This is a genomic window from Nocardioides sp. GY 10113 (assembly GCF_004919105.1).
Taxonomy (GTDB): Bacteria; Actinomycetota; Actinomycetes; order Propionibacteriales; family Nocardioidaceae; genus Nocardioides.
Window position 1 is genome coordinate 1 of the sequence record NZ_STGK01000003.1, and the last position, 24,655, is coordinate 24,655.

Genomic DNA, 24,655 nt, shown 5'->3' on the forward strand with positions numbered 1-24,655 from the left:
CCGGACAAACATTGCCCCAGGGGCCACACCCATCGGTGTGGCCCCTGGCGGCTTTTTCCACCCGGACCGGGGAAAGGCACCCCCGAACCGGGCCTCAGGAACTCCCGAACCGGGGGAAAGGCACCCCCGGACCGGGGGTTCGGTGCCACCGAACCTCAGGTGCGTGAAGGTCGCCGTGGTCGTGCTGACAAGATGGCGCCATGACGACCGACGCGCCGAGCCGTACCGACGTACTGGTCGTGGGCGCCGGCCCCGCCGGATCCGGTGCCGCCGCGTGGGCGGCGCGACTCGGCCGCGACGTGGTGCTGGCGGACGCCGCGGTCTTCCCCCGCGACAAGACCTGCGGCGACGGCCTGACCCCGCGCGCCATCGGCGAGCTCGAGCGCCTCGGCCTGCGTGAATGGGTGCGGAGTCACACCGTCAACCAGGGACTCCGGGCGCACGGCTTCGGGCAGACGCTGCACCTGAACTGGCCGGGAGGGAATCTTCCTGACTGGGGGAGCGCCGTCGCGCGCACCGAGCTCGATGATCACCTGCGGACCGTGGCCACGAAGTCCGGCGTGGTCGGCATCGACGGCGCACGCGCCGTCGACGCCCGCCTCGACGGTGACCGGGTGGCTGCCGTGGTCTTCGAGCGCGGCGGCCGCGACGGCGAGCGCTTCGAGATCGAGTGCGAGCGTCTGGTCGTCGCCGACGGCGTGCGCTCGCCGCTGGGCAAGGTGCTCGGTCGGGAGTGGCACCGGGAGACGGTGTACGGCGTCGCCGGCCGTTCCTACGTCACCGCCGAGGCGGCGGACGACCCGTGGATCAGCTCGCACCTGGAGCTGCGCGGTCTCGACGGGGAGGTCCTCTCCGGCTACGGGTGGCTCTTCCCGCTGGGCGCCGACTCGGGCGAGATGAACCTCGGTGTGGGCACGCTGGCGACTGCCAAGCGCCCGGCCGACCTCGCGATCAGGCCGTTGATGCAGTCCTACGCGGACCAGCACCGTGGCGACTTCGGTCTCGGTGACGAGCTGCGCCGCCCGGCCTCCGCGCTGCTGCCGATGGGCGGTGCGGTCTCCCACGTCGCGGGACGGAACTGGGCGCTGATCGGCGACGCGGCCGGTTGCGTGAACCCGCTCAACGGCGAGGGCATCGACTACGGTCTGGAGACCGGGCGGCTGCTCGCCGAGCTGTTCGCCGAGGACGGCGACGTCGACCTCTCGGTGGTGTGGCCGGCGCTGCTGCGCGACCACTACGGTGAGGCGTTCTCCATCGCCCGTCGGCTCGCCGGCCTGGTCACGGTGCCGCGGCTCCTGCCCGCGCTCGGCCCGGTGGGCATGCGCTCGGACCTGCTGATGACGCTTGCCCTGCGCTGGATGGGCAACCTGGTCACCGACGAGGACCGGGACCGTGCGGCGCGGGTATGGCGCTGGGCCGGGCGGAGGTCCATCGCCCGGGATGCGCGGCCGCCGTTCTCCTGAGCCACAAGCCGCAGTTCGGCGGGGCCGGAGGCCCGGCTCGGTGGGGCCTGAGGCCCGGGTCGGCGGCGGGATGTCCGTAGGGTGGCCCCAGGACGGTACGACGCCGGCCGGGAGCGACGGGTGGTGAGCAGGTGGCGCAACGGGTGCAGCGGCTGGCGGCGTACGCGGTGATCGTGCGTGGCGAGGAGATCCTGCTCTCCCGGATCGCGCCGAAGATCACCCGTACTGAGACCTGGACGCTGCCCGGCGGCGGGGTGGAGCACGGTGAGGACCCGCGCGAGGCCGTGGTCCGCGAGGTCTACGAGGAGACCGGGCTGCGCGCCGAGATCGGCGAGACGGCGCACGTCTTCTCCGCCCACATGCGCAACGCCTGGCGCCGCGGCCGCCGGGTCGACAACCATGCGGTGCGGATCGTCTACGAAGGCTGGGTGGCGGCCGACAGCCCCGCGCCGCACGTCGTCGAGGTCGACGGATCCACCAGCGAGGCCGCGTGGAAGCCGCTGGCCGACGTGCTGTCCGGGGCCGTGCCGACCTCGGCCGTGGTCGGCGACGCCGTCGCCGCCTACCAGGTCCGTAGGCGTCAACGGGCCGCCGCCTACGGGTGCGTCCTGGACGGCGACCGGGTCCTGCTGACCCGCACCTCCGACCTCGCGCCCAACCCCGGCACCTGGCACCTCCCCGGCGGCGGCATCGACCACGGCGAGAAGCCGGAGGACACCGTGGCTCGCGAGCTGTGGGAGGAGTGCGGACTGACCGGACGCGTGGACACCCTGCTGACCGTGGTCGACCACCACTTCACCGGTACCGCGCCCGACGGCCGCGAGGAGGACTTCCACGCGATCGGGATCATCTACCGGGCCAGCGTCGATCCCGGCGAGCCGCGGGTGGTGGAGGAGGGCGGCACCACCGATGCCGTGGCCTGGGTGCCGATCGCCGACATCGAGTCCGGCGCCGTGCCGGTGTACCCGCTGGTCCGCGCGGCGCTCGCCGCCGCGGGCGCTACGGTGACCGGGTGACTCCCGGCCAGCACGAACAGGTCTTCACCTATGCCGCGCCAGCGTTGAAGTTCGGTCGCGGCGCCGCCCGCGAGATCGGGTACGACGTGCGCGGCTGGGGCGCCGGGCGGGCCCTGCTGGTCACCGACGAGCGGGTCGCCGCGGCCGGGCACGCTGCCGGCGTCGCGGAGTCGCTGACGGCGTACGGCATCGAGGTGGTGACGTTCGCGGGCGCGCACGTCGAGCCGACCGACGCCTCCCTGATCGAGGCGGTCGAGTTCGCCCGCGGCGCCGGCTCGTTCGACGCCGTGGTCGCCGTCGGCGGCGGCTCGGCGATCGACACCGCCAAGGCCGTCGCGCTGCTGACCACCAACCCGGGCGACCTGATGGACTACGTCAACGCGCCGGTCGGGCAGGCGCGGGCGCCCGAGCACCCGGTGCTCCCGCTCGCGGCCGTGCCCACCACCACGGGCACCGGCAGCGAGTCGACCACGATCTGCGTGATGGACGTGCTCGCGCTGAAGGTGAAGACCGGGATCAGCCACCCGGCGTTGCGGCCCCGGCTCGCGGTGGTCGACCCGTCCCTCTCGGCGACCCAGCCCGCGGGCGTGCTCGCCGCGTCCGGGATGGACATCCTCTGCCACGCGCTGGAGAGCTACACGGCCCGGTGGTTCGGTGACTACGACTCCAAGGCGCCCGAGCAACGGGTGCCCTACTGCGGCTCCAACCCGATCTCCGACCTGTGGTCGGAGAGGGCCCTGGGGCTGCTCGCCTCCGCCTTCCGGCCCGCCGTCCGTGCCGCGTGGGGCGAGGGGTCCGGCGAGGGCTCGGACGCGGCGGCGCGGGACGCCGCCGACGACATGGCGCTGGCGGCGACCTTCGCCGGCCTCGGGTTCGGCAACGCCGGCGTCCACATCCCGCACGCCTGCGCCTACCCGATCGCCGGCCGCGTCCGCGACTTCCGCCCGGCCGACTACCCGGACGCCGAGCCGATGGTGCCGCACGGGATGGCGGTCTCGCTGACCGCGCCGGAGGCGTTCCGGTTCACCTTCCCCGCCGCCCCCGAGCGGCACCTGCGCGCCGCGCGCCTGCTCGACCCCGGCGCCGACGACCTGACCGGTGAGGGCGCCGACGTGCTGCCGCGCGTGATCACCCGGCTGATGCGCGACATCGGCAGCCCCAACGGCCTGGCCGCGGTCGGGTACGGCGAGGGGGACGTCGACGACCTCGTCGCCGGCGCCCTGCAGCAGCAGCGGCTGCTCGCCACCGCCCCGCGCGAGGTGGCCGCCGAGGACCTGGCCGGGGTGTTCCGCGAGTCGATGGAGCTCTGGTGACCCGGCCGCTGTCCCGTCGCTCCGTCCCCACCGCGGCGTTCGCCGGCTCCTGCCTGCTCTACGCGGCGGCCTGGGTGGCGGCGGCGGTCGCGCTACCGGACCGGGTGCCGGTGCACTTCGGGTTCAGCGGTGAGGTCGACCGGTGGTCCGGCCGCGGTGAGCTGCTGGTCGGGACCGCGCTGGTCGGGCTGCTGGTCGCCGGCGTCCTCGCGCTGGTCGCGTTCGCGCCGGTCCCGGCCTCGATGGTCAACGTCCCGCACAAGGAGTGGTGGACGGCGACCCCGGAGCGCGCCGAGCGGATGCGCGCGATGGCCCGGGCCGACGCCTTGTGGCTGGGCACCGCGACGATGCTGCTGCTGACCTGCCTGCTGGTGGTCACCACGGCCGTCGCCGACGACCCCGAGCCGAGCCTCGGGCCGTGGTTCTTCGCCGCGATCGGCATCTTCCTGGCGGCCGTCACGCTGCACACGGCGTACTCGTTCGTGGTCCGCTACCGCCCCGACCGGGACGGGGGTGCGGATGGCTGAGGCCTCCGGTCGCGACGGGGCCACCGACGGGGCCACCGATCTGGTCGCCGAGCTCCGCCGCCGCGGGGTCGAGGCGGACGACTCGCCGCTGACCCGCGCGCTCTACTCCTCCGACGCATCGCTCTACCGGGTCCTGCCGCGGGCCGTGGCCCGCCCGGCGCACCGGGACGACCTCGAGGCGGTGCTCGAGGCGGCCGCGCTGACCGCGACCCCGCTGACCCCGCGCGGTGCCGGTACCTCGATCGCCGGCAACGCGATCGGCCCGGGCCTGGTCGTCGACACCCGGCGCCTGAACCGGGTGCTGGAGATCGACCCCGAGGCCCGCACCGCCCGGGTCGAGCCGGGCGTCGTGCACGCCGCGCTGCAGGCCGCCGCCGCGCCGTACGGGCTGCGCTACGGGCCCGACCCGTCCACCCACCCCCGCTGCACGATCGGCGGGATGATCGGCAACAACGCGTGCGGGTCCCGCGCGCTCGGCTACGGACGCACCGCGGACACGCTGCGCGCGGTCGACGTGCTGTGGGGCGACCGTGCCGCGGCGCCCGGCACGGTCGAGGAGCGCCTGCGGGGACTGGTCGCCGCCGAGCTGGCGCACGTGCGGACCACGTTCGGCCGGTTCGGCCGGCAGGTCAGCGGCTACTCGCTCGAGCACCTGCTGCCCGAGGCACCGGGGGGCGGCGCCGGGGGGATGGCGCGGTTCCTGGCCGGCACCGAGGGCACGCTGGGCCTGGTCCGCGAGGCCACGGTCGCGCTGGTGCCCGAGGCGCCGCGGCGGCTGCTGGTGCTCGGCTACCCGTCGATGGCCGAGGCCGCCGACGCCGTACCGGCGCTGCTGGCGGCCGGCGGCGGTGCGCTGATCGCGTGCGAGGGGCTCGACGCGCGGTTGGCCGACCTGGTCCGCGCCCGACGGGCCGTCCCCGAGCTGCCGCGCGGCAGCGGGTGGCTGCTCGTGGAGTACGACGCCGGGCCGTCGTCGGAGCCGATGTCGGACACCGGGCTCGGCGCCCGGCTGGTGGCCGCCGGCGCCGCCCTGGGCCACCGCGAGGTCACCGACGCCGGCGAGGCCGCCGCGCTGTGGCGGATCCGCGAGGACGGCGCCGGCCTCGCCGCCCGCAGCCTCTCCCGCCCCGCGCACGCCGGCTGGGAGGACGCCGCCGTCCCGCCCGCGGCACTGGGCGCGTGGCTGCGCGACTTCGAGGAGCTGCTGACCGCGCACGGACTCTCGACCGTTCCGTACGGCCACTTCGGCGACGGCTGCGTGCACGCCCGGATCGACTTCGACTTCGCCGACGGCGGGCTGCGGTTCCGCGAGTTCCTCGAGGCCTGCGCGCGGCGGCTGGCCGACTACGGCGGCTCGCTGTCCGGGGAGCACGGCGACGGCCGGGCCCGCTCCGAGCTGCTGCCGATCATGTACGACGCCACCTCGCTGCGGCTGTTCGGGCAGGTCAAGGCCGCCTGCGACCCCGACGGGCTGCTCAACCCCGGCGTGCTGGTCGAACCGGCCCCGCTCGACGCCGACCTGCGGCCCGTCCGCGCCGAGCGGGCTGCCCCCGGGCCTCGCCCGATGCTGCGCCTGGCCGACGACGGCGGCTCGCTGGTCGCGGCGACCCACCGCTGCACCGGGGTCGGGAAGTGCGTGGCGCCGTCCGGGAGCGGCGGCGTCATGTGCCCCTCCTTCCTCGCCACCGGCGAGGAGAGGGACTCGACCCGCGGCCGCGCCCGGGTGCTCCAGGAGGCGCTCACCGGCGGCCTGCCCGGCGGGCTGGCCGACCCGGCGCTGCACGACGCGCTCGACCTCTGCCTCTCCTGCAAGGGCTGCGCCTCTGACTGTCCGACCGGCGTGGACATGGCGACCTACAAGTCCGAGGCGCTGCACCGGACCTACCGGCGCCGGCCGCGGCCGCGCAGCCACTACACGCTGGGTCGACTGCCCCGGTGGGCCGCGCTGGCCGCCGCCACCGGATCGGCGCGGCTCGCCAACGCGACGCTGCGCTGGGCGCCGACCGCCGCGGCCGCCAAGGCGCTCGCGGGGGTGGACGCTCGTCGTACCGTGCCGGCCTTCGCGGCGACCACGCTGCGCCGCTGGGCGCGCTCCCGACCCGACGCGGGGACGCCCGAGCGGCCCGACGTGTGGCTGTGGGCCGACTCGTTCACCGACCACTTCCGCGACGGCCCCGGTCGCGCCGCGGTCGCCTACCTCGAGGCGTGCGGGCTGCGGGTCGGCGTGATCGACGAGCGTGCCTGCTGCGGGCTGACCTGGATCACCACCGGCCAGCTCGACCAGGCGCGGCGGATCGTGGCCGGCGCGGTCGGCGTGCTCTCCCGGTACGTCGACTCGGGCGTGCCGGTGGTCGGGTTGGAGCCGTCGTGCCTGGCCGCGCTGCGCTCCGACGCCGCCGAGGTGGTCCCCGACGCCGACGTGCCGGCCGCCGAGAGGGTCGCCGCCGGCGTGCTGACCCTGGCGGAGCTGGTCACCCGGCTCGACCTGCCGCTGCCCGACCTCACCGGGGTCTCGGTGCTGGCGCAGCCGCACTGCCACCAGCACGCGGTGCTGGGCTGGGAGGCCGACGCGGCCCTGCTCGCCCGCGCCGGCGCCGCGGTCACCCGGGTGCCGGGCTGCTGCGGGCTGGCCGGCAACTTCGGCGTCGAGCGCGGGCACTACGAGACCTCGGTCGCGGTCGCCGAGACCCACCTGCTGCCGGCGGTGCGGTCCGCCCGCGCCGCCGACCCGGCGACCGTGGTGCTGGCCGACGGGATGTCGTGCGCCCTGCAGCTCGACGACCTGGCCGGCGTGCGGGCGCTCCACCTGGGCGAGCTGCTGGCGGAGCGGCTGGACGGCCCGCCGACGGAGCGGGACGCCGCCGAAGCCGGCCGAACGGGCCCGCGCCGTTAGGATCGTGGAGTGAACCCGCGGCACCGTCGACTCGTCATCCCGGTCGCCCTGGCCGCGCTCCTGGTCATCGTCGTGGTGGCCGCCCTGGTCAAGTGACGGTGGACCGCCGATGAGCAGCAGCACGCTCCCGCTGGCCGACGGGCTGGCCGTCGTCCGCGAGCACCTGCTCGACCCGGACCTGGTCCGGGCCGTCGCCTCGGGGCGCCAGCGCGGCCAGGAGGCCCCGCCGTGGCGCCGGGTCGAGGTGCGCTGGGTCGACCTCAAGGCCGGCACCCACCTGCAGACCGTCTCCTACGACGCCACCCAGGCGCACACGGCCAACGCCGCCGCCGGGGAGCCCGCCGCGGCCTGCGTCGACGCGCTGCTGGCCACGCCGTACGGCAACTGGCACGTGACCACGGCGAGGGCGGTCGTGCAGCTGCGGATCACCAAGAAGGGCCAGGCCTTCGTGCACGTCGGGCCGGCGGAGGGGGCCTCCGCGGCGCCCGCGAGCCGGTCGCACGACCGCGCCAAGCAACGGCTGCTGCCCGAGGACGACGCCCTCTTCGCCGCGCTCGGCCTGGCCGGCAAGGACGGCCGGATCCGGCCCAGCCGGCAGGCCAAGTACCGCCAGATCGAGGAGTTCGTCGGCCTGCTCGACGCGGCCGTCTCCGACGCCATCGGCGCCGGACACCTGCGCACCCCCACGCCCGAGGACCCGCTGCGGATCGTCGACCTCGGCTGCGGCAACGGCTACCTGACCTTCGCCGCGCACCGGTACCTGAGCGACCGCAGGGGCCTGCCGGTGCGGATGACCGGGGTCGACGTCAAGGAGCAGTCGCGCGCCCACAACGCGTCGGTCGCCGCGGACCTCGGCATCGACGCGGACTTCGTGGTCGGCACCATCGCCGACGCCGCCCTGCCGCAGCCGCCCGACGTGGTGCTCGCGCTCCATGCCTGCGACACCGCGACCGACGAGGCGCTGGCCCGCGCGGTGGAGTGGCAGGCGCCGCTGGTGCTCGCCGCGCCCTGCTGCCACCACGACATCGCCGCCCAGCTGCGGCGTACCCCGCCGCCGGAGCCGTACGCCGCGCTGGTCCGCGACGGGATCCTGCGCGAGCGGTTCGCCGACACCCTCACCGACGCGCTGCGCGGGCTGCTGCTGCGCGGCGCCGGCTACCGGGTCGAGGTGGTGCAGTTCGTCGAGTCGAAGCACACCCCGCGCAACACGCTGCTGCGGGCGGTGCGCACCGGCGGCGCCGGTCCCGGCGCCTCCGCCGCCCGCGCCGAGTACGACGACCTCACCGCCACGTGGGGCCTGCACCCGCGCCTCGGCGTACTGCTGGCGGCGTCCTCGTCCGGCCCGTCGGACGCCCCGCGGTGACCCGCCTCGAGGGGACGCTCGCCGCGGTCGCGGCGGGCCTGTTCGCGATCGGCGTCGCGGTGCCGCAGGCCGCGGCCGCGCAGGGCGAGGGCCGGGTGCTCTTCACCTTCGCCGACCCCGCGATCGTCGAGTCCAGCGGGCTGGTCGCCCGGGACGGGCTGGTCGTCACGGTGAACGACTCCGGCGACTCGAACCGCATCTTCACCGTCGACCCCGCCACCGGCGAGACGGTCGGCGTGACCACCTGGGACGGCGAGGCGACCGACATCGAGGCGCTGGCGCCGGCGGGGGCGGGCCACGTCTGGGTCGCCGACATCGGCGACAACCTGGCGCGGCGCTCCTCGGTGACCGTCACCCGCGTGCCGTTCGGGCGGGGCGAGCGGCGCGTCCCCGGTGAGACCTACGAGCTCGTCTACCCCGGCCGGGCGCACGACGCCGAGACGCTGCTGGTCGACCCGGAGACCGGCCGGCTGCTGGTGGTCACCAAGGAGTTCATCGGCCAGGTCTTCCGGGCGCCCCGGCTGCTCGACCCCGACCGGCCGAACCGGCTGCGGCGGGTCGGGGACATGCTCGGCATCGCCACCGACGGCTCGTTCTTCCCCGACGGCCGGCACCTGATCGTGCGCAACTACGGCCAGGCCGCCGTCTACAGCTGGCCGGACCGGGAGCGCCTCGGCACCTTCCCGCTGCCGATCCAGCCGCAGGGGGAGGGGCTCGCCGTCGACGAGCGGGGACGGGTCCTGCTCAGCTCCGAGGGTGCGGGCAGCGAGGTGCTGCGGGTGGCGGTGCCGGCGAGCATCCGGTCCGCGATGGCGCCCGAGGAGAGCGCCGCGCCGTCGCCGACGTCGGGCACGGACGGCCTCGGGCTGGAGTCCGGTGCCGGGGAGAACGGTTCGACCGAGCCGTCCTCGGAGGACGACTCGTGGGCCGGGATCGTGCTCGACCCGTGGCTGATCGGCGGCGCGTTCGGGCTGGTCGGGCTGCTGGTGCTGGTGCGGTCGCTGCGACCGCGCTGAGCGTGGGCGCGCTGAGTGTGGGCGCGCTGCCGCAATATCTGCACGGAAGGGGACCGCGTGGCGCCAGGATGACCGCGTGAGCCTCCCGAGACCGACCGACATCGTCCCGACGCCCGCGACCCCGCGGTCGCCCGCCGGGCGCTCGCCGATGGCCCGGATCGGCGGGCTGGCGCTGGCCGGCGCCGCCCTCTTCGGCGCCGGACTCGGCGTCGGGCTGCTCGTCGGCGGCGAGGACGACTACGACCCGGAGTACCCGGCCGGGGTGCTCTCCGGCCTCGGTACGCCGGGGGACTCATGGGGCCAGGACCTCGACTGGGTGGACGGCAGCCTGGGCGCCGGTGGCGTGTGGGCCTTCGACGACGCGCCCGACGTCTTCTTCGTGGCGCCGCATGAGGGCCAGGCCGTCTCCGCGGTCGGCTTCACCGCGCGCGTGCCTGCGGGACGGCTCGAGGAACGCTGCGAGGAGGCCGTGGCGTGGCTCGCCGCCGGTGCCGCCGCCGTGTCGGGTTCCTCCGACGACGTCGACTCCGACGCGGTGCTGGACGACTGCCTGCGGGTCGGCGGTCGAGGATCGGCCGATGGGGCCGGGAGCGAGACCTTCGCCAGCGCCGTCTTCGGCGACAGCGAGGGGCACAGCTTCGGCGGGGTGCTGGAGTTCCGCTGGTCCTCGGAGCGGCTCTCCCTCACCGCCCTCGGGATCTCGCGGCGCGAGGGCTACTGGGCTTCCTAGGACACGCGCTGGCCCGCGGTGGCAGTCTCGTGCTCATGGAGGTCGAGGCGGTCGTCGGAGACATCACGCGGCAGAAGGTGGACGCGGTGGTCAACGCCGCCAACCGGGCGATGCGCGGCGGCGGGGGCGTCGACGGCGCGATCCACGCCGCCGGCGGCCCGGAGATCCTCGCCGACTGCGTGCTGCGGTTCCCCGACGGCCTGGCCACCGGCGACGCCGGATGGACCACCGCGGGGGACCTGCCGGCGCAGTGGGTGATCCACGTGGTGGGGCCCAACTACCACCTCGGCGAGACCGACCGCGGACTGCTCGAGTCGTGCTACCGGCGTGCGCTGGAGGTGGCCGACGAGCTCGGGGCCCGCACCATCGCGTTCCCGCTGATCAGCGCGGGCATCTACGGCTGGCCGCTGGACGACGCCATCGACGCCGCGCTGGAGACGATCCGGGCCACCCCGACGGAGGTCGAGGTGGCCCGGATCGTGGCGTTCGGCCGGCCGACGTACGAGAAGGTGGCGGCGCGGCTGTGAGGACGTGGGAATCCCCGGTCGGCCGGTGAATCCCAGGCGTGACGGCCAGTGCAATGGCCGTCACGCACCGGAATCCCCGGTCAAGCCGGGGATTCATGGGGCGCGAGTGTCAGATGTTCTCGACGACGTAGTCGATGCACCGCGTCAGCGCCTCGACGTCGGCCGGGTCGACGGCCGGGTACATCGCGATCCGCAGCTGGTTGCGGCCGAGCTTGCGGTACGGCTCCGTGTCCACGATGCCGTTGGCGCGCAGCACCTTCGCCACCTGGGCGGCGTCGATCGCGTCGTCGAAGTCGATGGTGCCGATCACCAGCGAGCGGTCGGCCGGGTTCGCGACGTACGGCGTCGTGTAGGCCGTCCGCTCGGCCCAGCCGTAGAGCGCGTCGGAGGAGGCGGTGGTGCGCTCCACCATGCCCTTGAGGCCCCCCTGGGCGTTCATCCAGTCCAGCTGCTCGGCCATCAGGAAGAGCGTGGCGACCGAGGGGGTGTTGTAGGTCTGGTTCTTCGCGGAGTTGTCGATCGCGGTCGGCAGGTCGAAGAAGGCCGGGATGTGGCGGTCGGTCGCGGCGATCCGGGCGGCGCGCTCGAGGGCGGCCGGCGACATCAGCGCGATCCACAGGCCGCCGTCGGAGGCGAAGCACTTCTGCGGCGCGAAGTAGTAGGTGTCCACCTGGGTCAGGTCGACCGGGAGGCCGCCGGCGCCGGAGGTGGCGTCGATGAGCACCAGCGAGCCCTCGTCGGTGCCCGCGGGGCGGACCACCGGCGCCATCACGGCGGTGGAGGTCTCGTTGTGCGCCCACGCGTAGACGTCGACGCCGGCCTCGGCGACGGCCTCGGGGCGCGCGCCCGGGTCGGACTTGATGACCGACGGCGCCTCGAGCCACGGCGCCTGCTCGGCGGCCTTGGCGAACTTCGAGGAGAACTCGCCGAAGGAGAGGTGCTGCGACTTCTGCTCGATCAGGCCGAAGGTGGCGATGTCCCAGAACGCGGTGGCGCCGCCGTTGCCGAGCACCACCTCGTAGCCCTCGGGGAGGTCGAAGAGGGCGGCCAGGCCCTCGCGCACGCGGCCGACGGTGTTCTTCACCGGGGCCTGGCGGTGGGAGGTGCCCATCAGCGCGTCGCCGGTGGCGGCGAGGGCGTCCAGATGGCTGGTCTGGATCTTCGACGGGCCCGCGCCGAAACGGCCGTCGGCGGGCTTGAGGTCGGCGGGGATCTGGAGTGCGTCGGTCACGGATCAACCTTCTCATCGGGAGAGGGGGCGGCACAGGGACCTGACGACGCTGTCAGAGATGGGATAAGTGTGACAGGCAGGTCACGGCGGTGAAAACAGGCATCGGTCTGCGGACTGCGCGCGACCGCGAGGCAACCGATCGGCGGGCCACACCGTCGTTATCCTCAGCACGCGCCGCGTCCGCGGCGCACCGAGACATGGGGGTTCTCAGATGACGACGAACGAGCCCGACGAGGTCAGCCCGGCCGTCCGCAGGACGGGGCGGGTGCTCCTCGCGGTGACGCTGGCGGTGACGCTCTACTGCTGCTACCGCGCCTACCAGGCGCAGTCGGCCGACCTGTGGGACGGCGGCGACGCGATGTTCTGGTGGGTCGCGGGCGCGATGCTCTCCTTCTTCCTCACGTTCCTGGCGTTCGCCGCCGCCTTCGGCACGGCGCCGCGCTACCGGGTCAAGGTCGACCTGGCGCCGTCCGCCCAGGCGACCCTCGGCGCGTCCCGCGACGCGCGCGACCCGCGGGCCGCGAGTGGCGCGGCCGGTCCCTACTGCCGCGAGTGCGGCGTCCGGCAGAACGTCGAGGCGCGCTTCTGCGACGCCTGCGGGACCCCGCTTGGCTGACGCACCCGCCCTCGACCTGCGTCCGGTCGGCTACGACCACCCGGACGCGGTCGCGCTGGTCGCGCGCGTCCAGGAGGAGTACGTCGAGCGCTACGGCTCACCGGACGCGGGCCCGGTCGACCTGGCCGAGTTCCGCGGCCCGGACGGGCTCTTCCTGGTCGGCTACCTCGACAGTGCCGCGGTCGCGACGGGCGCCTGGCGGCGTACCGGAGTGGAGGCGCTGGGTGGCGGACCCGCGGCGGAGATCAAGCGGATGTACGTCGTCCCCGAGCGACGCGGGAACGGCATCGCCCGACTGGTGCTGGCCGAGCTGGAGCGGACCGCGGCCCGCGCCGGCGTGGCGGTGCTGGTGCTGGAGACGGGCCTGAAGCAGCCCGAGGCGATCGCGCTGTACGAGTCGGCCGGCTACGTGCCCGTCCCGGGCTTCGGTCACTACCGCGACAGCCCGCTGTCGCGCTGCTTCGGCAAGCGGCTGCCGCCGCTCAGCTGACGACGGCAGCGGGCGCCGCCGCACGGCGCTCGACGTCGGCCGGGACGGTGGCGCCGGACGCGTTGTCGGCAGCCGGCACCGGGGCGTCGGCGACCCGTCGTACCGGGACGTGCCCGCCCCACACGCCCGCCGCGACGTCCTCCGGCTCGTCGACCGGCCCGCCGGCGCGCGCCTTCATCGACGCCTCGTGCAGCGGCACCGCGAGCACCGCGGTCGCAGCCAGCTCCTTGCGGGTGCTGGGGCGCAGCGTGGCCGCGCGCCCGGGGATCATGTGGTCGACGATCAGGTCGAGGGCGCGGCCGCGCTCGGCGGGGTCGGTGACGGCGCGCGCGGTGCCGATCACCACCGCCGAGCGGTAGTTCATCGAGTGGTGGAACGCCGAGCGACCGGCCACCAGCCCGTCGAGCTCGGTGACGGTGACGCACACGGTGGCGCCGGTGGCCGCGCCCAGCCAGCGGGCGGCCACCGAGCCGTGCACGTAGAGCGTGCCGTCGCGGTCCGGGCCGTCCGGGGCGACGGCGTACGCCGCGGGCAGCACCACCGGGTGGTCGCCGACCTGCACGCCGAGGTGGGCGACCAGCCCGTCGGCGAGCAGATCGAGGAGCGCGGCCCGGTCGGCGACGGCGCGGTTGCGCCCGCGCCGGACCTCGGTGCGGGCGGTGGGCTGCAGGGGCGACGCGGGGGAGGGGGTGGACGTCGTGGGCATGGCACCATCGTGGGACGGGAACTGGCCCATGGCACGGGCCGATTCTTCGGTATTCTGCTGGGCCACTTCGCGAGGAGGAGCGATGCTGCCCGTCCGCCTGGACCGCGACGATCAACGCCCGCTGGGGGCCCAGCTCGCCGACCAGGTACGCCGCCTGGTGCTCGACGGGGCGCTGGAGCGCGGTGACCGGCTGCCGGCGACCCGGCGCCTCGCTGCCGACCTCGGGATCTCGCGGGGCGTGGTCGAGCAGGCCTTCGACCAGCTGCGGGCGGAGGGGTGGCTGGAGGCGCGCCGGGGCGCCGGGAGCTGGGTGGCCGGCGGCAGCGTCGCCGCGGCGCGCGCGCCCGCCCGGCGGCGTACCGCCTCGGTGGCGGCGCCGCTGGTGATGATGGACGCCGGGACGCCGTGGATCGACCCACGGCACGCGGCCACCTGGCGCCGGGCCTGGCGGGAGGTCTCCGCGGCCACCCCGCCGCGCGGGTACGACGACCCGCGGGGCCTGCCGGACCTGCGCCAGCTGGTCGCCGAGCGGCTCGGTCGCCAGCGCGGTCTGGCGGTCGACGCCGACGCGGTCCGGATCACGGGCGGGACGACGGCCGGCCTGCGGCACCTGCTGGCCGTGCTGCCGGCGGGGCCGGTCGCGGTGGAGGACCCCGGCTACCGGGCCGCGGTGGCCACGGTCCGCGAGTGCGGGCGCGAGGTGCGCGACCTGCCGGCCCTGGCGGCCGTCACGGACCTCGCGGGCTGCGCGGCGGCGTACGTGACCCCGGCGCACCAGCACCCGCTCGGCCGGGTGATGCCGGCCGACGACCGGCTCGCGCTGCTGGCCGCGGCCCGGGCCGCGGACGCGCTGGTGGTCGAGGACGACTACGACTCCGAGTTTCGCTACGACGTGGCGCCGGTGCCGGCGCTGACCGCGCTCGACCCCGACCGGGTGGCCTACCTCGGCACCGCGTCGAAGGCGGTGCTGCCGTCGCTGCGGCTCGGTTGGGCGGTGCTGCCGGACCGGCTGGCCGAGCGGTTCGACCGGCACCGCGAGGTCACCCACGACGCGCCCCCGTGGCCGGTGCAGCGGGCGATGGTCACCCTGCTGCGCGACGGGTACGTGGACGCGGTGGTCCGCTCGGCCCGCCGGGTGTACGCCGAGCGTGCGCCGCGCGTGGTGACCGCGCTGTCGCCGTACGCGACCCTCGCGGGGCCGGTGGCCGGGATGTACGCGACCTGGTTGCTGCCCCACGAGCGCGCGGTCGCTGCCCGCGACGCCGCGGAGCGGGCGGGGTTCCGGGTCAACCTGCTCCGGGACTACTGCCGTCGCGCTGGCCTGGCCGGCCTGGTGGTGGGCTTCGGCGGGCCGACCGACGAGGAGCTCGACCGGGCGCTCGACGTGCTGGTGCAGGTCCTCCGCCGAGCCGGGGAGCAGGCCCCGCCGAGCCGGGGGTGAGGGCTCGCGGGGCGCGAGGCCCGGTTCGAGGGGGCCCGAGCCCCGGCTCGGCGAAAAGCGCCGCGGGCCGGCAGAACGTGTCTGCCGGCCCGCGGTGGGTGGAACGGGTGGTGCTCAGGCGCCCCAGGAGGGGTCCCAGCCCTCGATGTCGCTGGCCGGGCGGGTCGACGGGCCGGCGTAGACCGCCGACGGCCGGATCAGGCGACCGGTCCTCTTCTGCTCCAGGATGTGCGCGGACCAGCCGCCGGTCCGGGCGCAGGTGAACATCGAGGTGAACATGTGCGCGGGCACCTGGGCGAAGTCGAGGACGATCGCGGCCCAGAACTCGACGTTGGTCTCCAGCACGCGGTCGGGGCGACGCTCGCGGAGCTCGGCCAGCGCGGCCTGCTCCAGCGCCTCGGCGACCTGGTAGCGCTCGGCGCCCAGCTCGCGGGCGGTGCGGCGCAGCACGCGGGCGCGCGGGTCCTCGGCCCGGTAGACGCGGTGGCCGAAGCCCATCAGCCGCTCGCCGGAGTCGAGCAGGTTCTTCACGTAGGCACGCGCGTCGCCGGACTTCTCGACCTCCTCGATCATGCCCAGCACCCGGGAGGGGGCGCCGCCGTGCAGCGGGCCGCTCATCGCGCCGATGGCGCCGGAGAACGCGGCGGCCACGTCGGCGCCGGTGGAGGTGATCACGCGCGCGGTGAAGGTGGAGGCGTTCATGCCGTGCTCGGCGGCCGACGACCAGTAGGCGTCGATCGCGTGCGCGTGCTTGGGGTCGGCCTCGCCGCGCCAGCGGATCAGGAACTTCTCGGCCAGGGTCTTGCCCTCGTCGACCACCTTCTGCGGGACGACGGGCAGGTGGATGTCGCGGGCCGACTGGCCGGCGTAGGAGAGCACCATGACGGCGACCCGGGCGAGGTCCTCGCGGGCCTGCTCGTCGGAGATGTCGTAGGTCTGACCGAACCCGAAGGCCGGGGCCAGCATCGCGATCGCGGCCTGGACGTCGACGCGGACGTCGCCGGTGTGCACGGGCAGGTTGTAGGCCTCGGCGGGCGGCAGGCCCGGGGTGAAGGAACCGTCGATCAGCAGGCCCCAGACGTTCTCGAACGGGACGCGGCCGGCCAGGTCCTCGATGTCGACACCGCGGTAGCGCAGCGCAGAGCCTTCCTTGTCCGGCTCGGCGATCTGGGTCTCGAAGGCGACGACGCCCTCCAGACCGTGGTGGACCTCGGTCATCGCTGACTCCATTCGTCTCAGCGACCCGGCCGGCGCTGCTGTCGCGCGCCGTGCGGGTCGGACTCGGGTGGCCGCCCGCAGCCCGGTCGGGGCGGGAGCCACCGGCATTCTGCCGCACGGGCTAGGTTCGGCACATGGCTGGTGACCAAGAGGTGACCCACGACATGCAGCCGGTCGCCGTCCCGGACGCCGACGCAGCCTCCGCGGTGGACCTGGCCGCTCTGCGTCGCGAGTACGGCGCCGCCGGCCTCTCCGAGGCGGACGCGGGGGAGGACCCGCTGGCGCTCTTCCGGCGCTGGTTCGACGACGTGGCCGGCGCCGGGGTGCACGAGCCGAACGCGATGGTGGTCGCGACGGTCTCCGCGGACGGGCAGCCCTCGGCGCGTACGGTGCTGCTCAAGGGGCTCGGTGCGGACGGCTTCGTCTTCTACACGAACACCGCCTCCCGCAAGGGTGCCGAGCTGGCGGCCGAGCCGCGCTGCGCGCTGCTCTTCGGCTGGTACGACCTGGAGCGGCAGGTTCGCGTCGAGGGGCGGGCCGAGCCGCTGTCGGCGGCCGAGGTCGCCGCCTACTTCGCGACCCGTCCGCGGGGCGCGCAGGTCGGCGCCTGGGCGTCGGCCCAGTCGCAGGTGGTCGCCGATCGGGGCGTGCTGGACGCGGCGTACCGGGCCGCGGGGGAGCGCTGGGGGGACGACGAGATCCCGGTGCCGCCGACGTGGGGCGGCTACCTGGTGCGGCCCGAGGCGTTCGAGTTCTGGCAGGGGCGCCCGGGTCGGATGCACGACCGGCTGCGGTACCGCCGGGCCGAGGAGGGGTGGCGGCGGGAGCGGCTCGCGCCCTGAGCGCCTGCTGCCGTTCGGGAGCCGTCAGGCGGGTTATCCATTTGTGAGTGAGTGCTCACTCACTTAGACTCGGTCGGGTGCCCCGTCGTGCTGCCCCGATGTCGCCCGATCAGCGCCGCGAGGCGCTGGTGAGGGCTACCCGGCCGCTGCTGCACGAGTACGGCCGCCAGGTGACCACCCGCCAGATCGCCGAGGCGGCCGGCGTCGCCGAGGGCACGATCTTCCGGGTCTTCGGCTCCAAGGACGAGCTGGTCGACGCCGCGATCGTCGCCTGCTTCGAGCCGACCGAGCTGCTGCGCCGGCTCGAGGAGATCGATGCCGGCGTGCCGCTGCGCGAGCGGCTGCACCGGGTGGTCGCGGTGCTCCAGCAGCGCTACCTCGCCATCTTCCACCTGATGCGGGCGCTCGGCGCCGTGGCGCCGCCGCGCCACCTGCACGACGACCCGACGCTGGCCGAGGGCCAGGCCGAGGTGTCGGCCAGGCTGCTGGCACTGATCGAGCCCGACGCGGACCACCTGCGCCGTACGCCGGAGGAGGTGCTGCACCTGCTCCGGCTGCTCACCTTCGCCGGCTCCCACGCCGAGATCGCCGACGGCCGGCTGCTCACCCCCGAGCAGATCGTCGACACCGTGCTCGACGGCGTGCTGCGCCCCGATGCCCCCGATGCCCCCGACGCCCCCGAAGCCGCCGAGGCGACCCACGACGACGGCGGACCCGACGGCGACGGCGGACCCGACGGCGACGCCGTACCGAACGAGAAGGACCGCTGATGCTCCTCCGCCTGATGCGCACCCACCTGCGCCCCTACCGGACCTGGTTGGTCGCCATCGTGGCGCTCCAGTTCACCGCCACCGTGGCGATGCTGTTCCTGCCCAGCCTCAACGCCGACATCATCGACAAGGGCGTGGTCCCCGGCGACACCGGCTACGTGATCCGGCACGGCGGGGTCATGCTGCTGGTCTCGATGGTCCAGGCGGCCTGCTCGATCACCGCCGCCTGGTTCGCCGCGCGCACCGCGATGGCCTTCGGCCGCGACCTGCGGGCCGCGGTCTTCGGGCGCGTCGGCGGCTTCTCCGGCCGCGAGGTGATGTCGTACGGCGCGCCGTCGCTGATCACCCGCGCCACCAACGACGTCCAGCAGGTCCAGATGGTGACGCTGATGACCTGCACCATGGCGGTGACCATCCCGATCATGATGGTCGGCGGCATCATCATGGCGATGCGGGAGGACTTCGGCCTCTCCTGGCTGATCGTCGCCGTGGTCCCGGTGCTCTTCGTCGCGATCGGCCTCGTGGTGACCCAGATGGTGCCCAGCTTCCGGCTGGTGCAGACCCGGTTGGACGGGGTGAACCGGATCCTGCGCGAGCAGATCACCGGCATCCGCGTGGTCCGCGCCTTCGTCCGCGAGCCGCTGGAGTCGCGCCGCTTCGCCGAGGCGAACGACGGGCTGACCGAGGTCTCGCTGCGCGCCGGCCGCTGGATGGCGACGATGTTCCCGCTGGTGATGCTGATCGCCAACGTGGCCAGCATCGGCGTGATCTGGTTCGGCGCCCACCGGATCGAGGCGGGCCAGATGGAGGTCGGCGCGCTGACCGCCTTCCTCTCCTACCTGATGCAGATCCTCATGTCGGTGATGATGGGGACGTTCCTGTTGATGATGATTCCGCGCTCCGCGGTCTGCGCCGACCGGATCGGCGAGGTGCTCGACACCGACACCAGCGTCACCGCGCCCGTCGCGCCGGTCACCACCCTGCCGTACGCCGGCCACCTCGACTTCGAGGGCGTCGAGCTCACCTACCCCGGCGCCGCGCAGCCGGTGCTGCGCGAGGTCACCTTCTCCGCGCGCCCCGGCCAGACGATCGCCGTGGTCGGCTCCACCGGCGCCGGCAAGACCACCCTGGTCAACCTGGTGCCGCGGCTGCTCGACGTGACCGCGGGCCGGGTCCTGGTCGACGGCGTGGACGTGCGCGACCTCGACGCCGAGGTGCTCTGGTCCCGGCTCGGCCTGGTCCCGCAGCGGGCGTTCCTGTTCTCCGGCACCGTCGCCTCCAACCTGCGCTACGGCAAGGCCGACGCGACCGACGAGGAGCTCTGGGAGGCGCTGGAGATCGCCCAGGCGGCCGACTTCGTCCGGGAGATGCCGGGCGGCCTGGAGTCCCCGATCGCCCAGGGTGGCACCAACGTCTCCGGCGGCCAGCGCCAGCGCCTCGCGATCGCCCGCGCGCTGGTCCGGCGCCCGGAGATCTACCTGTTCGACGACGCCTTCTCCGCGCTCGACCTGGCCACCGACGCCCGGCTCCGCGCGGCGCTGGCCCCGGAGACACGGGAGGCCACGGTGGTGATCGTGGCGCAGCGGATCGCCACCATCCGCGACGCCGACGAGATCCTCGTCCTCGAGGACGGGCTCGTCGTCGGCCGCGGCACCCACGCCGAGCTGATGGCCGGCAATCCGACGTACCGGGAGATCGCCGCCAGTCAGGGCGTCGACGAGGAGGCCGTGGCATGAGCGGGGTCGCGACCACCGGCGGGGCGGCCGGCGGCGGCAAGCCCGCCGGCACCATGAAGGAGACCGAGCGGGTCGTCGCCGGCCCCGGTCCCGGCCGCGGCCCGATGGGCGGCGGGATGGTCGGCCAGAAGGCCAACGACTTCAAGGCCTCGACCCGGCGGCTGCTGCGCGGGATGACCCCCGAGCGGCCGCTGCTCGTCCTGGTCGGCCTGTTCGCCGTCGGCTCGGTGACGCTGATGGCGCTGGGTCCCAAGCTGCTCGGCCACGCCACCGACCTGGTCTTCAACGGCTTCATCGCCGGCAGGCTGCACAGCGCGCAGGTGACCCAGGAGCAGGCGATCGAGGCGGCCCGGGCCAGCGGGGACACCGGCCGCGCCGACATGCTCTCCGGCCTCGACCTCGGCGGCGCCACCGGCATCGACTTCGACGCCGTCGGCCACGCGCTGATGATCGTGCTCGCGGTCTACGTCGCCGGTTCGCTGCTGGCCTGGCTCCAGGGGCTGCTGGTCAACCGGATCGTGCAGCGCAGCGTGCGGCGGATGCGCGCCGACGTCGAGGACAAGGTGAACAGCCTGCCGCTGTCGTACTTCGACCGGCAGCCGCGCGGGGAGCTGCTCAGCCGCGTCACCAACGACATCGACAACGTCGCGCAGACCCTGCAGCAGACGATGAGCCAGCTGCTCACCTCGTTGATGACGGTGGTCGCGGTGCTGGCGATGATGTTCTGGATCAGCCCGCTGCTGGCGCTGATCGCGCTGGTCACCATCCCGCTGGCGATGCTGGTGACCGGGAAGATCATGAAGCGCTCGCAGGTCCAGTTCATCCAGCAGTGGCGCCAGACCGGCAAGATCAACGCCCACGTGGAGGAGGCGATCTCCGGCCACGCCCTGGTCTCGGTCTTCGGCCGTCGCGCCGAGGTGGAGCGGGAGTTCGCCGAGCAGAACGAGGGGCTCTACGACTCGTCGTGGCGGGCGCAGTTCGTCAGCGGCCTGATCATGCCGCTGATGATGCTGGTGGGGAACATCAACTACGTCCTGATCGCCGTCGTCGGCGGCCTGCGGGTCACCTCCGGCGCGCTGAGCATCGGCGACGTGCAGGCGTTCATCCAGTACTCGCGCCAGTTCACCCAGCCGCTGACCCAGGTCGCCTCGATGGTCAACCTGCTCCAGTCCGGCGTGGCCTCGGCCGAGCGCGTCTTCGAGCTGCTCGACGCCGAGGAGCAGGTGCCGGACCGCCCGGCGACCGAGCCGATCGGGGAGACCCGCGGCGAGGTGGCGTTCGAGGGCGTCTCCTTCTCCTACCGCGAGGACGAGCCGCTGATCACCGACCTGTCGCTGGTCGCCCGGCCCGGCCAGACGGTCGCCATCGTCGGCCCGACCGGCGCCGGCAAGACCACCCTGGTCAACCTGATCATGCGGTTCTACGAGCTCGACGCCGGCCGGATCACCCTCGACGGCGTGGACATCACCGAGATGACCCGCGCCGAGCTGCGCGGCCGGATCGGGATGGTGCTCCAGGACACCTGGCTGTTCGAGGGGACCATCGAGGAGAACATCCGCTACGGGCGCCCCGACGCGACCGACGAGGAGGTGCTCGCCGCCGCGCGGGCGACGTACGTCGACCGGTTCGTGCACTCGCTGCCCGAGGGGTACGCGACCCGCGTCGACGACGAGGGCTCCAACCTGTCGGCCGGCGAGCGGCAGCTGATCACCATCGCCCGGGCGTTCCTCGCGCAGCCGGCGCTGCTGATCCTGGACGAGGCGACCTCCTCGGTCGACACCCGCACCGAGGTGCTGGTGCAGCACGCGATGGCGGCGCTGCGCCGGGACCGGACCTCGTTCGTGATCGCGCACCGGCTCTCCACGATCCGCGACGCCGACCTGATCCTGGTGATGGAGGACGGCCGGATCGTGGAGCAGGGCGGTCACGCCGAGCTGCTCGCGGCCGGTGGGCCGTTCGCGCGGTTGCACGCGGCGCAGTTCGCGGCGGCGGTCTCCTAGGGGGTAACACGCTGTTGCGGGCTCTGGTCGGTCGTTGGCGTCGGTAGGAGTCCGTTGCACCGGGCTCCTACCGACGTGGACGGCGTGTTGCATCCCGGTACGGCGTGTTACATGCCACGGGCGGGCCGCCCCACGGACGGCGTGTCGCCTGCCCACGGCCACGACGGCAATCCCGTTGTCCCGGGCCGAGCTCCGATCTACGGTTGTCGTACACGGGAAAGGAGGTGATCCGAGGAATGAATTCCCATCGGACGCGTGAGGTGGCTGCCCGCTAGCAGCCCCCAGCAGTGCTGAGGAGGGGCGAGATCGTCCCTCGCGCTGTTGGCGAATCACCAGCAGCCACCCGACCCGCAGGCGAACCGGGAACGTCCCCCGGTGCGGTCCGCACGGACCACGCCTGCGGGTCGTCCTTTTCCCGCGCGCCGACCCCTCGACGCCGTCTCACGCACCGGCGACCGTTGCGCATCGCAACCATCTCCCCATATGGTTGCACCCATCAACCATCTCGGGTGATCCCCGGGACGGCGCCCCAACGCTGCAACAGAGAAGAGAAGAAGGCCTGATGACCGCCGCGGTCGAGGACAACGCCCCCATGTCGCACCGGGAGATCCTGGAGGCCCTGACCGGGCTGCTCCTCGGGATGTTCGTGGCGATGCTGTCCAGCACCGTCGTCAGCAACGCGCTGCCGCGGATCGTGACCGACCTCGAGGGCAGCCAGACCGGCTACACCTGGGTGGTCGTCGCGACCCTGCTCACGATGACCGCGACCACCCCGATCTGGGGCAAGCTCGCCGACCTGTTCAGCAAGAAGGCGCTCGTCCAGACGGCGCTGGTGATCTTCTCCATCGGCTCGCTGGCCGCGGGCCTGGCGCCGAACATGGAGTTCCTGATCGGCGCCCGCGCCATCCAGGGCCTCGGCGTCGGCGGCATGACCGCCCTGGTCCAGGTCGTCATCGCCTCGATGGTGCCGCCGCGCGAGCGCGGCCGGTACAGCGGCTACATCGGCGCCGTCTTCGCGGCCGCCACCGTCAGCGGTCCGCTGCTCGGCGGCCTGATCGTGGACAGCTTCATGGGCTGGCGGGGCTGCTTCTTCCTCGCCATCCCGCTCGCGGCGGCCGCCTTCGTCGTGCTGCAGCGGACGCTGCACCTGCCCGTGGTCAGGCGGGAGGTGAAGATCGACTACCTCGGCGCCACCCTGATCATGGCCGGCGTCAGCTGCCTGCTGGTCTGGGTCAGCCTGGCCGGCAACCACTTCGACTGGGTCTCGGCGACCTCGGCCGCGCTCGTCCTCGTCGGCCTGGTCCTGATCGCCGCCGCGATCTGGGTCGAGGCCCGCGTCGCCTCCGAGCCGGTGATCCCGCTGCGACTGTTCCGCGACCGCACCACCACGCTGGCCACCGCCGCGTCGGCGACCGTCGGCGTGGCGATGTTCGCCTCGACGGTCTACCTCAGCCAGTACTTCCAGCTCGCCCGCGGGATGAGCCCCACCGAGGCCGGCCTGATGTCGGTCGCCATGGTCGGTGGCCTGCTCGTCTCCAGCATCGTCAGCGGCCGGATCATCACCCGCACCGGTCGCTGGAAGCGGTGGCTGGTGGGCGGAACCGCGACCGCGGTGGTCGGTCTCGCGCTGCTGGGCACCATCGACGCCGAGACCCCGCTGGTCGTGGTCGGCCTCTACATGGCCTGCGTCGGCGTCGGCATCGGTGCCTCGATGCAGAACCTGGTGCTCGCGGTGCAGAACAACACCGCTCCCGCCGACCTCGGCGCGGCCAGCTCGGTGGTGGCGTTCTTCCGCTCCATCGGTGGATCGGTCGGGGTCTCGGCGCTCGGCGCCCTGCTGGCCCACCAGGTCGCCGACGGTGTCCGCAACGGCGTGATCGCCCTGGCCCAGGCGGGTCAGATCTCCACGGAGCAGCTGGCCGCGATGCAGCACTCCACCGGCGACATCCCGGACCTGGCCGACCTGCCGGCGCCGATCCGCGCGGTCTACGAGGCCTCCTTCGGCGACGCCATCGGGCACATCTTCACCGTGGCCGTGCCGTTCGCGATCCTCGCCTTCGTCTGCGTGCTCTTCATCAAGGAGGTGCCGTTGCGCACCACCATGGGCCCGACGGTCCCCGAGTCCGAGATCGAGGCCGCCATGGTGGCCACCGGCGAGCCGGCCGACTGGCCCGCCTACCAGGAGGACGTGGAGCCCACCCCGGCATCCGCAGGCACCGGGGAGGGCCCGGCCGGCTCGGAGGCACGTCGTGACTGACGCGAGGGACGCCCGGCGCGAGGAGCTGATGACCGCGCTCGAGGCCGAGGTCGGGGTGCTGCTGCGCCGCGCCCGCCGGGTGATCGCCGAGCGGTCCCGCGAGATCCACCCCGACCTACCGGGGCCCGCCTTCCTGATGCTCGGCTACATCCGCGAGCACGGCCCGGTCCGGGCGACGGCCGTCGGCTGCGCCTTCCACCTGGACAAGGCGACCATCAGTCGCCAGGTCCAACAGCTGGTCGAGCTCGGCCTGGTCGACCGGCGCCCGGATCCCGAGGACGGCCGGGCCACGCTCCTCACCGTCACGGACGAGGCGGACCGGCGGCTGCGCGCGGTCAACGACGACCGGCGCAAGCGGCTCGGCGAGCGGCTCGACGAGTGGTCCGTCGACGAGCTGGCCGACTTCGTCGACCGGCTCGGGCGCTACAACGCGCTGCTGTCGCCGGACCAGGAGTCCTGAGCCCCCCCGGGCGTCCCGGCGCCCGGGGAGCTCGCGACCC

At 74.2% G+C, this 24,655-nt stretch carries 21 protein-coding genes; 18 read left to right on the forward strand and 3 right to left on the reverse strand.

Annotated elements, in window-relative coordinates; genetic code table 11:
- Nucleotides 1–200 precede the first annotated feature (200 nt).
- The 9 genes from E8D34_RS04420 to E8D34_RS04460 all read left to right on the forward strand — a co-directional run bounded on the left by E8D34_RS04420 (nucleotide 201) and on the right by E8D34_RS04460 (nucleotide 10,848).
- Complete coding sequence (locus tag E8D34_RS04420) at nucleotides 201–1,463, forward strand: geranylgeranyl reductase family protein (protein ID WP_136593408.1); 1,263 nt, start codon at nucleotides 201–203, stop codon at nucleotides 1,461–1,463.
- A gap of 131 nt (nucleotides 1,464–1,594) precedes the next feature.
- Nucleotides 1,595–2,479 (forward strand): NUDIX domain-containing protein, encoded by an 885-nt coding sequence (locus E8D34_RS21495; RefSeq protein ID WP_276606573.1) that lies wholly within the window; start codon nucleotides 1,595–1,597, stop codon nucleotides 2,477–2,479.
- Complete coding sequence (locus tag E8D34_RS04430; protein ID WP_136593409.1) at nucleotides 2,476–3,792, forward strand: hydroxyacid-oxoacid transhydrogenase; 1,317 nt, start codon at nucleotides 2,476–2,478, stop codon at nucleotides 3,790–3,792. The genes E8D34_RS21495 and E8D34_RS04430 overlap by 4 nt, the downstream gene beginning before the upstream one ends.
- On the forward strand, nucleotides 3,789–4,319 hold the full coding sequence (locus tag E8D34_RS04435; RefSeq protein ID WP_136593410.1) for a DUF1648 domain-containing protein: 531 nt from the start codon (nucleotides 3,789–3,791) through the stop codon (nucleotides 4,317–4,319). Before E8D34_RS04430 ends, E8D34_RS04435 begins: the two co-directional genes overlap by 4 nt.
- Nucleotides 4,312–7,212: an FAD-binding and (Fe-S)-binding domain-containing protein gene (locus E8D34_RS04440; RefSeq protein WP_136593411.1), complete on the forward strand. Its 2,901-nt coding sequence runs from the start codon at nucleotides 4,312–4,314 to the stop codon at nucleotides 7,210–7,212. The genes E8D34_RS04435 and E8D34_RS04440 overlap by 8 nt, the downstream gene beginning before the upstream one ends.
- A 109-nt stretch (nucleotides 7,213–7,321) precedes the next feature.
- On the forward strand, nucleotides 7,322–8,575 hold the full coding sequence (locus E8D34_RS04445; RefSeq protein WP_136593412.1) for an SAM-dependent methyltransferase: 1,254 nt from the start codon (nucleotides 7,322–7,324) through the stop codon (nucleotides 8,573–8,575).
- Nucleotides 8,572–9,591 carry a hypothetical protein gene (locus E8D34_RS04450; protein ID WP_136593413.1) on the forward strand — a complete coding sequence of 340 codons (1,020 nt, stop codon included), beginning with the start codon at nucleotides 8,572–8,574 and terminating at the stop codon, nucleotides 9,589–9,591. The genes E8D34_RS04445 and E8D34_RS04450 overlap by 4 nt, the downstream gene beginning before the upstream one ends.
- Nucleotides 9,592–9,667: 76 nt before the next feature.
- Nucleotides 9,668–10,321, forward strand: a complete 654-nt coding sequence (locus E8D34_RS04455) for a hypothetical protein (RefSeq protein ID WP_136593414.1) — start codon at nucleotides 9,668–9,670, stop codon at nucleotides 10,319–10,321.
- Between the two features lie 35 nt (nucleotides 10,322–10,356).
- The gene (locus tag E8D34_RS04460) at nucleotides 10,357–10,848 is read left to right on the forward strand and encodes an O-acetyl-ADP-ribose deacetylase (protein WP_136593415.1); all 492 of its coding nucleotides are present in this window, start codon (nucleotides 10,357–10,359) and stop codon (nucleotides 10,846–10,848) included.
- Nucleotides 10,849–10,957: 109 nt separating this feature from the next.
- Here E8D34_RS04460 and serC read toward each other — a convergent pair whose 3' ends face one another.
- A complete protein-coding gene (gene serC, locus E8D34_RS04465) occupies nucleotides 10,958–12,079 on the reverse strand; it encodes a phosphoserine transaminase (protein WP_136593416.1) in 1,122 nt (373 codons plus the stop codon).
- A 211-nt stretch (nucleotides 12,080–12,290) separates the two neighbouring features.
- On the opposite strand from serC, the gene E8D34_RS04470 reads away from it, so the two are divergent.
- Both E8D34_RS04470 and E8D34_RS04475 read left to right on the forward strand, forming a co-directional pair.
- A complete protein-coding gene (locus E8D34_RS04470; RefSeq protein ID WP_136593417.1) occupies nucleotides 12,291–12,695 on the forward strand; it encodes a zinc ribbon domain-containing protein in 405 nt (134 codons plus the stop codon).
- Nucleotides 12,688–13,185, forward strand: coding sequence for a GNAT family N-acetyltransferase (locus tag E8D34_RS04475; protein WP_136593418.1), 498 nt, complete (start codon nucleotides 12,688–12,690; stop codon nucleotides 13,183–13,185). Before E8D34_RS04470 ends, E8D34_RS04475 begins: the two co-directional genes overlap by 8 nt.
- Here E8D34_RS04475 and E8D34_RS04480 read toward each other — a convergent pair.
- Nucleotides 13,178–13,891 (reverse strand): pyridoxamine 5'-phosphate oxidase family protein, encoded by a 714-nt coding sequence (locus E8D34_RS04480; protein WP_136593419.1) that lies wholly within the window; start codon nucleotides 13,889–13,891, stop codon nucleotides 13,178–13,180. The two genes, E8D34_RS04475 and E8D34_RS04480, sit on opposite strands and share 8 nt — an antisense overlap.
- Nucleotides 13,892–13,973: 82 nt before the next feature.
- On the opposite strand from E8D34_RS04480, the gene E8D34_RS04485 reads away from it, so the two are divergent.
- Nucleotides 13,974–15,332, forward strand: coding sequence for a PLP-dependent aminotransferase family protein (locus E8D34_RS04485; protein ID WP_136593420.1), 1,359 nt, complete (start codon nucleotides 13,974–13,976; stop codon nucleotides 15,330–15,332).
- A 114-nt stretch (nucleotides 15,333–15,446) separates the two neighbouring features.
- Here E8D34_RS04485 and E8D34_RS04490 read toward each other — a convergent pair whose 3' ends face one another.
- On the reverse strand, nucleotides 15,447–16,550 hold the full coding sequence (locus E8D34_RS04490) for a citrate synthase 2 (protein WP_136593421.1): 1,104 nt from the start codon (nucleotides 16,548–16,550) through the stop codon (nucleotides 15,447–15,449).
- A gap of 134 nt (nucleotides 16,551–16,684) precedes the next feature.
- On the opposite strand from E8D34_RS04490, the gene pdxH reads away from it, so the two are divergent.
- The 6 genes from pdxH (at nucleotide 16,685) to E8D34_RS04520 (ending at nucleotide 24,615) form a co-directional block, all read left to right on the forward strand.
- Nucleotides 16,685–17,392 carry a pyridoxamine 5'-phosphate oxidase gene (pdxH, locus tag E8D34_RS04495; RefSeq protein WP_240771101.1) on the forward strand — a complete coding sequence of 236 codons (708 nt, stop codon included), beginning with the start codon at nucleotides 16,685–16,687 and terminating at the stop codon, nucleotides 17,390–17,392.
- Nucleotides 17,393–17,469: 77 nt separating this feature from the next.
- On the forward strand, nucleotides 17,470–18,162 hold the full coding sequence (locus tag E8D34_RS04500; protein ID WP_240771102.1) for a TetR/AcrR family transcriptional regulator: 693 nt from the start codon (nucleotides 17,470–17,472) through the stop codon (nucleotides 18,160–18,162).
- Nucleotides 18,162–19,898, forward strand: coding sequence for an ABC transporter ATP-binding protein (locus E8D34_RS04505; RefSeq protein WP_136593422.1), 1,737 nt, complete (start codon nucleotides 18,162–18,164; stop codon nucleotides 19,896–19,898). Before E8D34_RS04500 ends, E8D34_RS04505 begins: the two co-directional genes overlap by 1 nt.
- Nucleotides 19,895–21,898 carry an ABC transporter ATP-binding protein gene (locus tag E8D34_RS04510; protein WP_136593423.1) on the forward strand — a complete coding sequence of 668 codons (2,004 nt, stop codon included), beginning with the start codon at nucleotides 19,895–19,897 and terminating at the stop codon, nucleotides 21,896–21,898. The genes E8D34_RS04505 and E8D34_RS04510 overlap by 4 nt, the downstream gene beginning before the upstream one ends.
- A gap of 562 nt (nucleotides 21,899–22,460) precedes the next feature.
- Nucleotides 22,461–24,155, forward strand: a complete 1,695-nt coding sequence (locus E8D34_RS04515; RefSeq protein ID WP_240771103.1) for an MDR family MFS transporter — start codon at nucleotides 22,461–22,463, stop codon at nucleotides 24,153–24,155.
- Entirely contained in the window at nucleotides 24,148–24,615 is a 468-nt protein-coding gene (locus E8D34_RS04520) for a MarR family transcriptional regulator (protein ID WP_240771104.1), read from the forward strand. Before E8D34_RS04515 ends, E8D34_RS04520 begins: the two co-directional genes overlap by 8 nt.
- The last annotated feature ends 40 nt before the right edge of the window (nucleotides 24,616–24,655 follow it).

Excerpts from the sequence above, each read along its gene's own strand:
- E8D34_RS04510 (WP_136593423.1), top strand. The coding sequence starts at position 19,895 with ATGAGCGGGGTCGCGACCACCGGCGGGGCGGCCGGCGGCGGCAAGCCC.
- E8D34_RS04445 (WP_136593412.1), top strand. The coding sequence starts at position 7,322 with ATGAGCAGCAGCACGCTCCCGCTGGCCGACGGGCTGGCCGTCGTCCGC.
- E8D34_RS04490 (WP_136593421.1), bottom strand. The coding sequence starts at position 16,550 with ATGACCGAGGTCCACCACGGTCTGGAGGGCGTCGTCGCCTTCGAGACC.
- pdxH (WP_240771101.1), top strand. The coding sequence starts at position 16,685 with ATGGCTGGTGACCAAGAGGTGACCCACGACATGCAGCCGGTCGCCGTC.
- E8D34_RS04440 (WP_136593411.1), top strand. The coding sequence starts at position 4,312 with ATGGCTGAGGCCTCCGGTCGCGACGGGGCCACCGACGGGGCCACCGAT.
- E8D34_RS04420 (WP_136593408.1), top strand. The coding sequence starts at position 201 with ATGACGACCGACGCGCCGAGCCGTACCGACGTACTGGTCGTGGGCGCC.
- E8D34_RS04485 (WP_136593420.1), top strand. The coding sequence starts at position 13,974 with ATGCTGCCCGTCCGCCTGGACCGCGACGATCAACGCCCGCTGGGGGCC.
- E8D34_RS04515 (WP_240771103.1), top strand. The coding sequence starts at position 22,461 with ATGACCGCCGCGGTCGAGGACAACGCCCCCATGTCGCACCGGGAGATC.
- E8D34_RS04505 (WP_136593422.1), top strand. The coding sequence starts at position 18,162 with ATGCTCCTCCGCCTGATGCGCACCCACCTGCGCCCCTACCGGACCTGG.
- E8D34_RS04480 (WP_136593419.1), bottom strand. The coding sequence starts at position 13,891 with ATGCCCACGACGTCCACCCCCTCCCCCGCGTCGCCCCTGCAGCCCACC.
- E8D34_RS04460 (WP_136593415.1), top strand. The coding sequence starts at position 10,357 with ATGGAGGTCGAGGCGGTCGTCGGAGACATCACGCGGCAGAAGGTGGAC.
- E8D34_RS04470 (WP_136593417.1), top strand. The coding sequence starts at position 12,291 with ATGACGACGAACGAGCCCGACGAGGTCAGCCCGGCCGTCCGCAGGACG.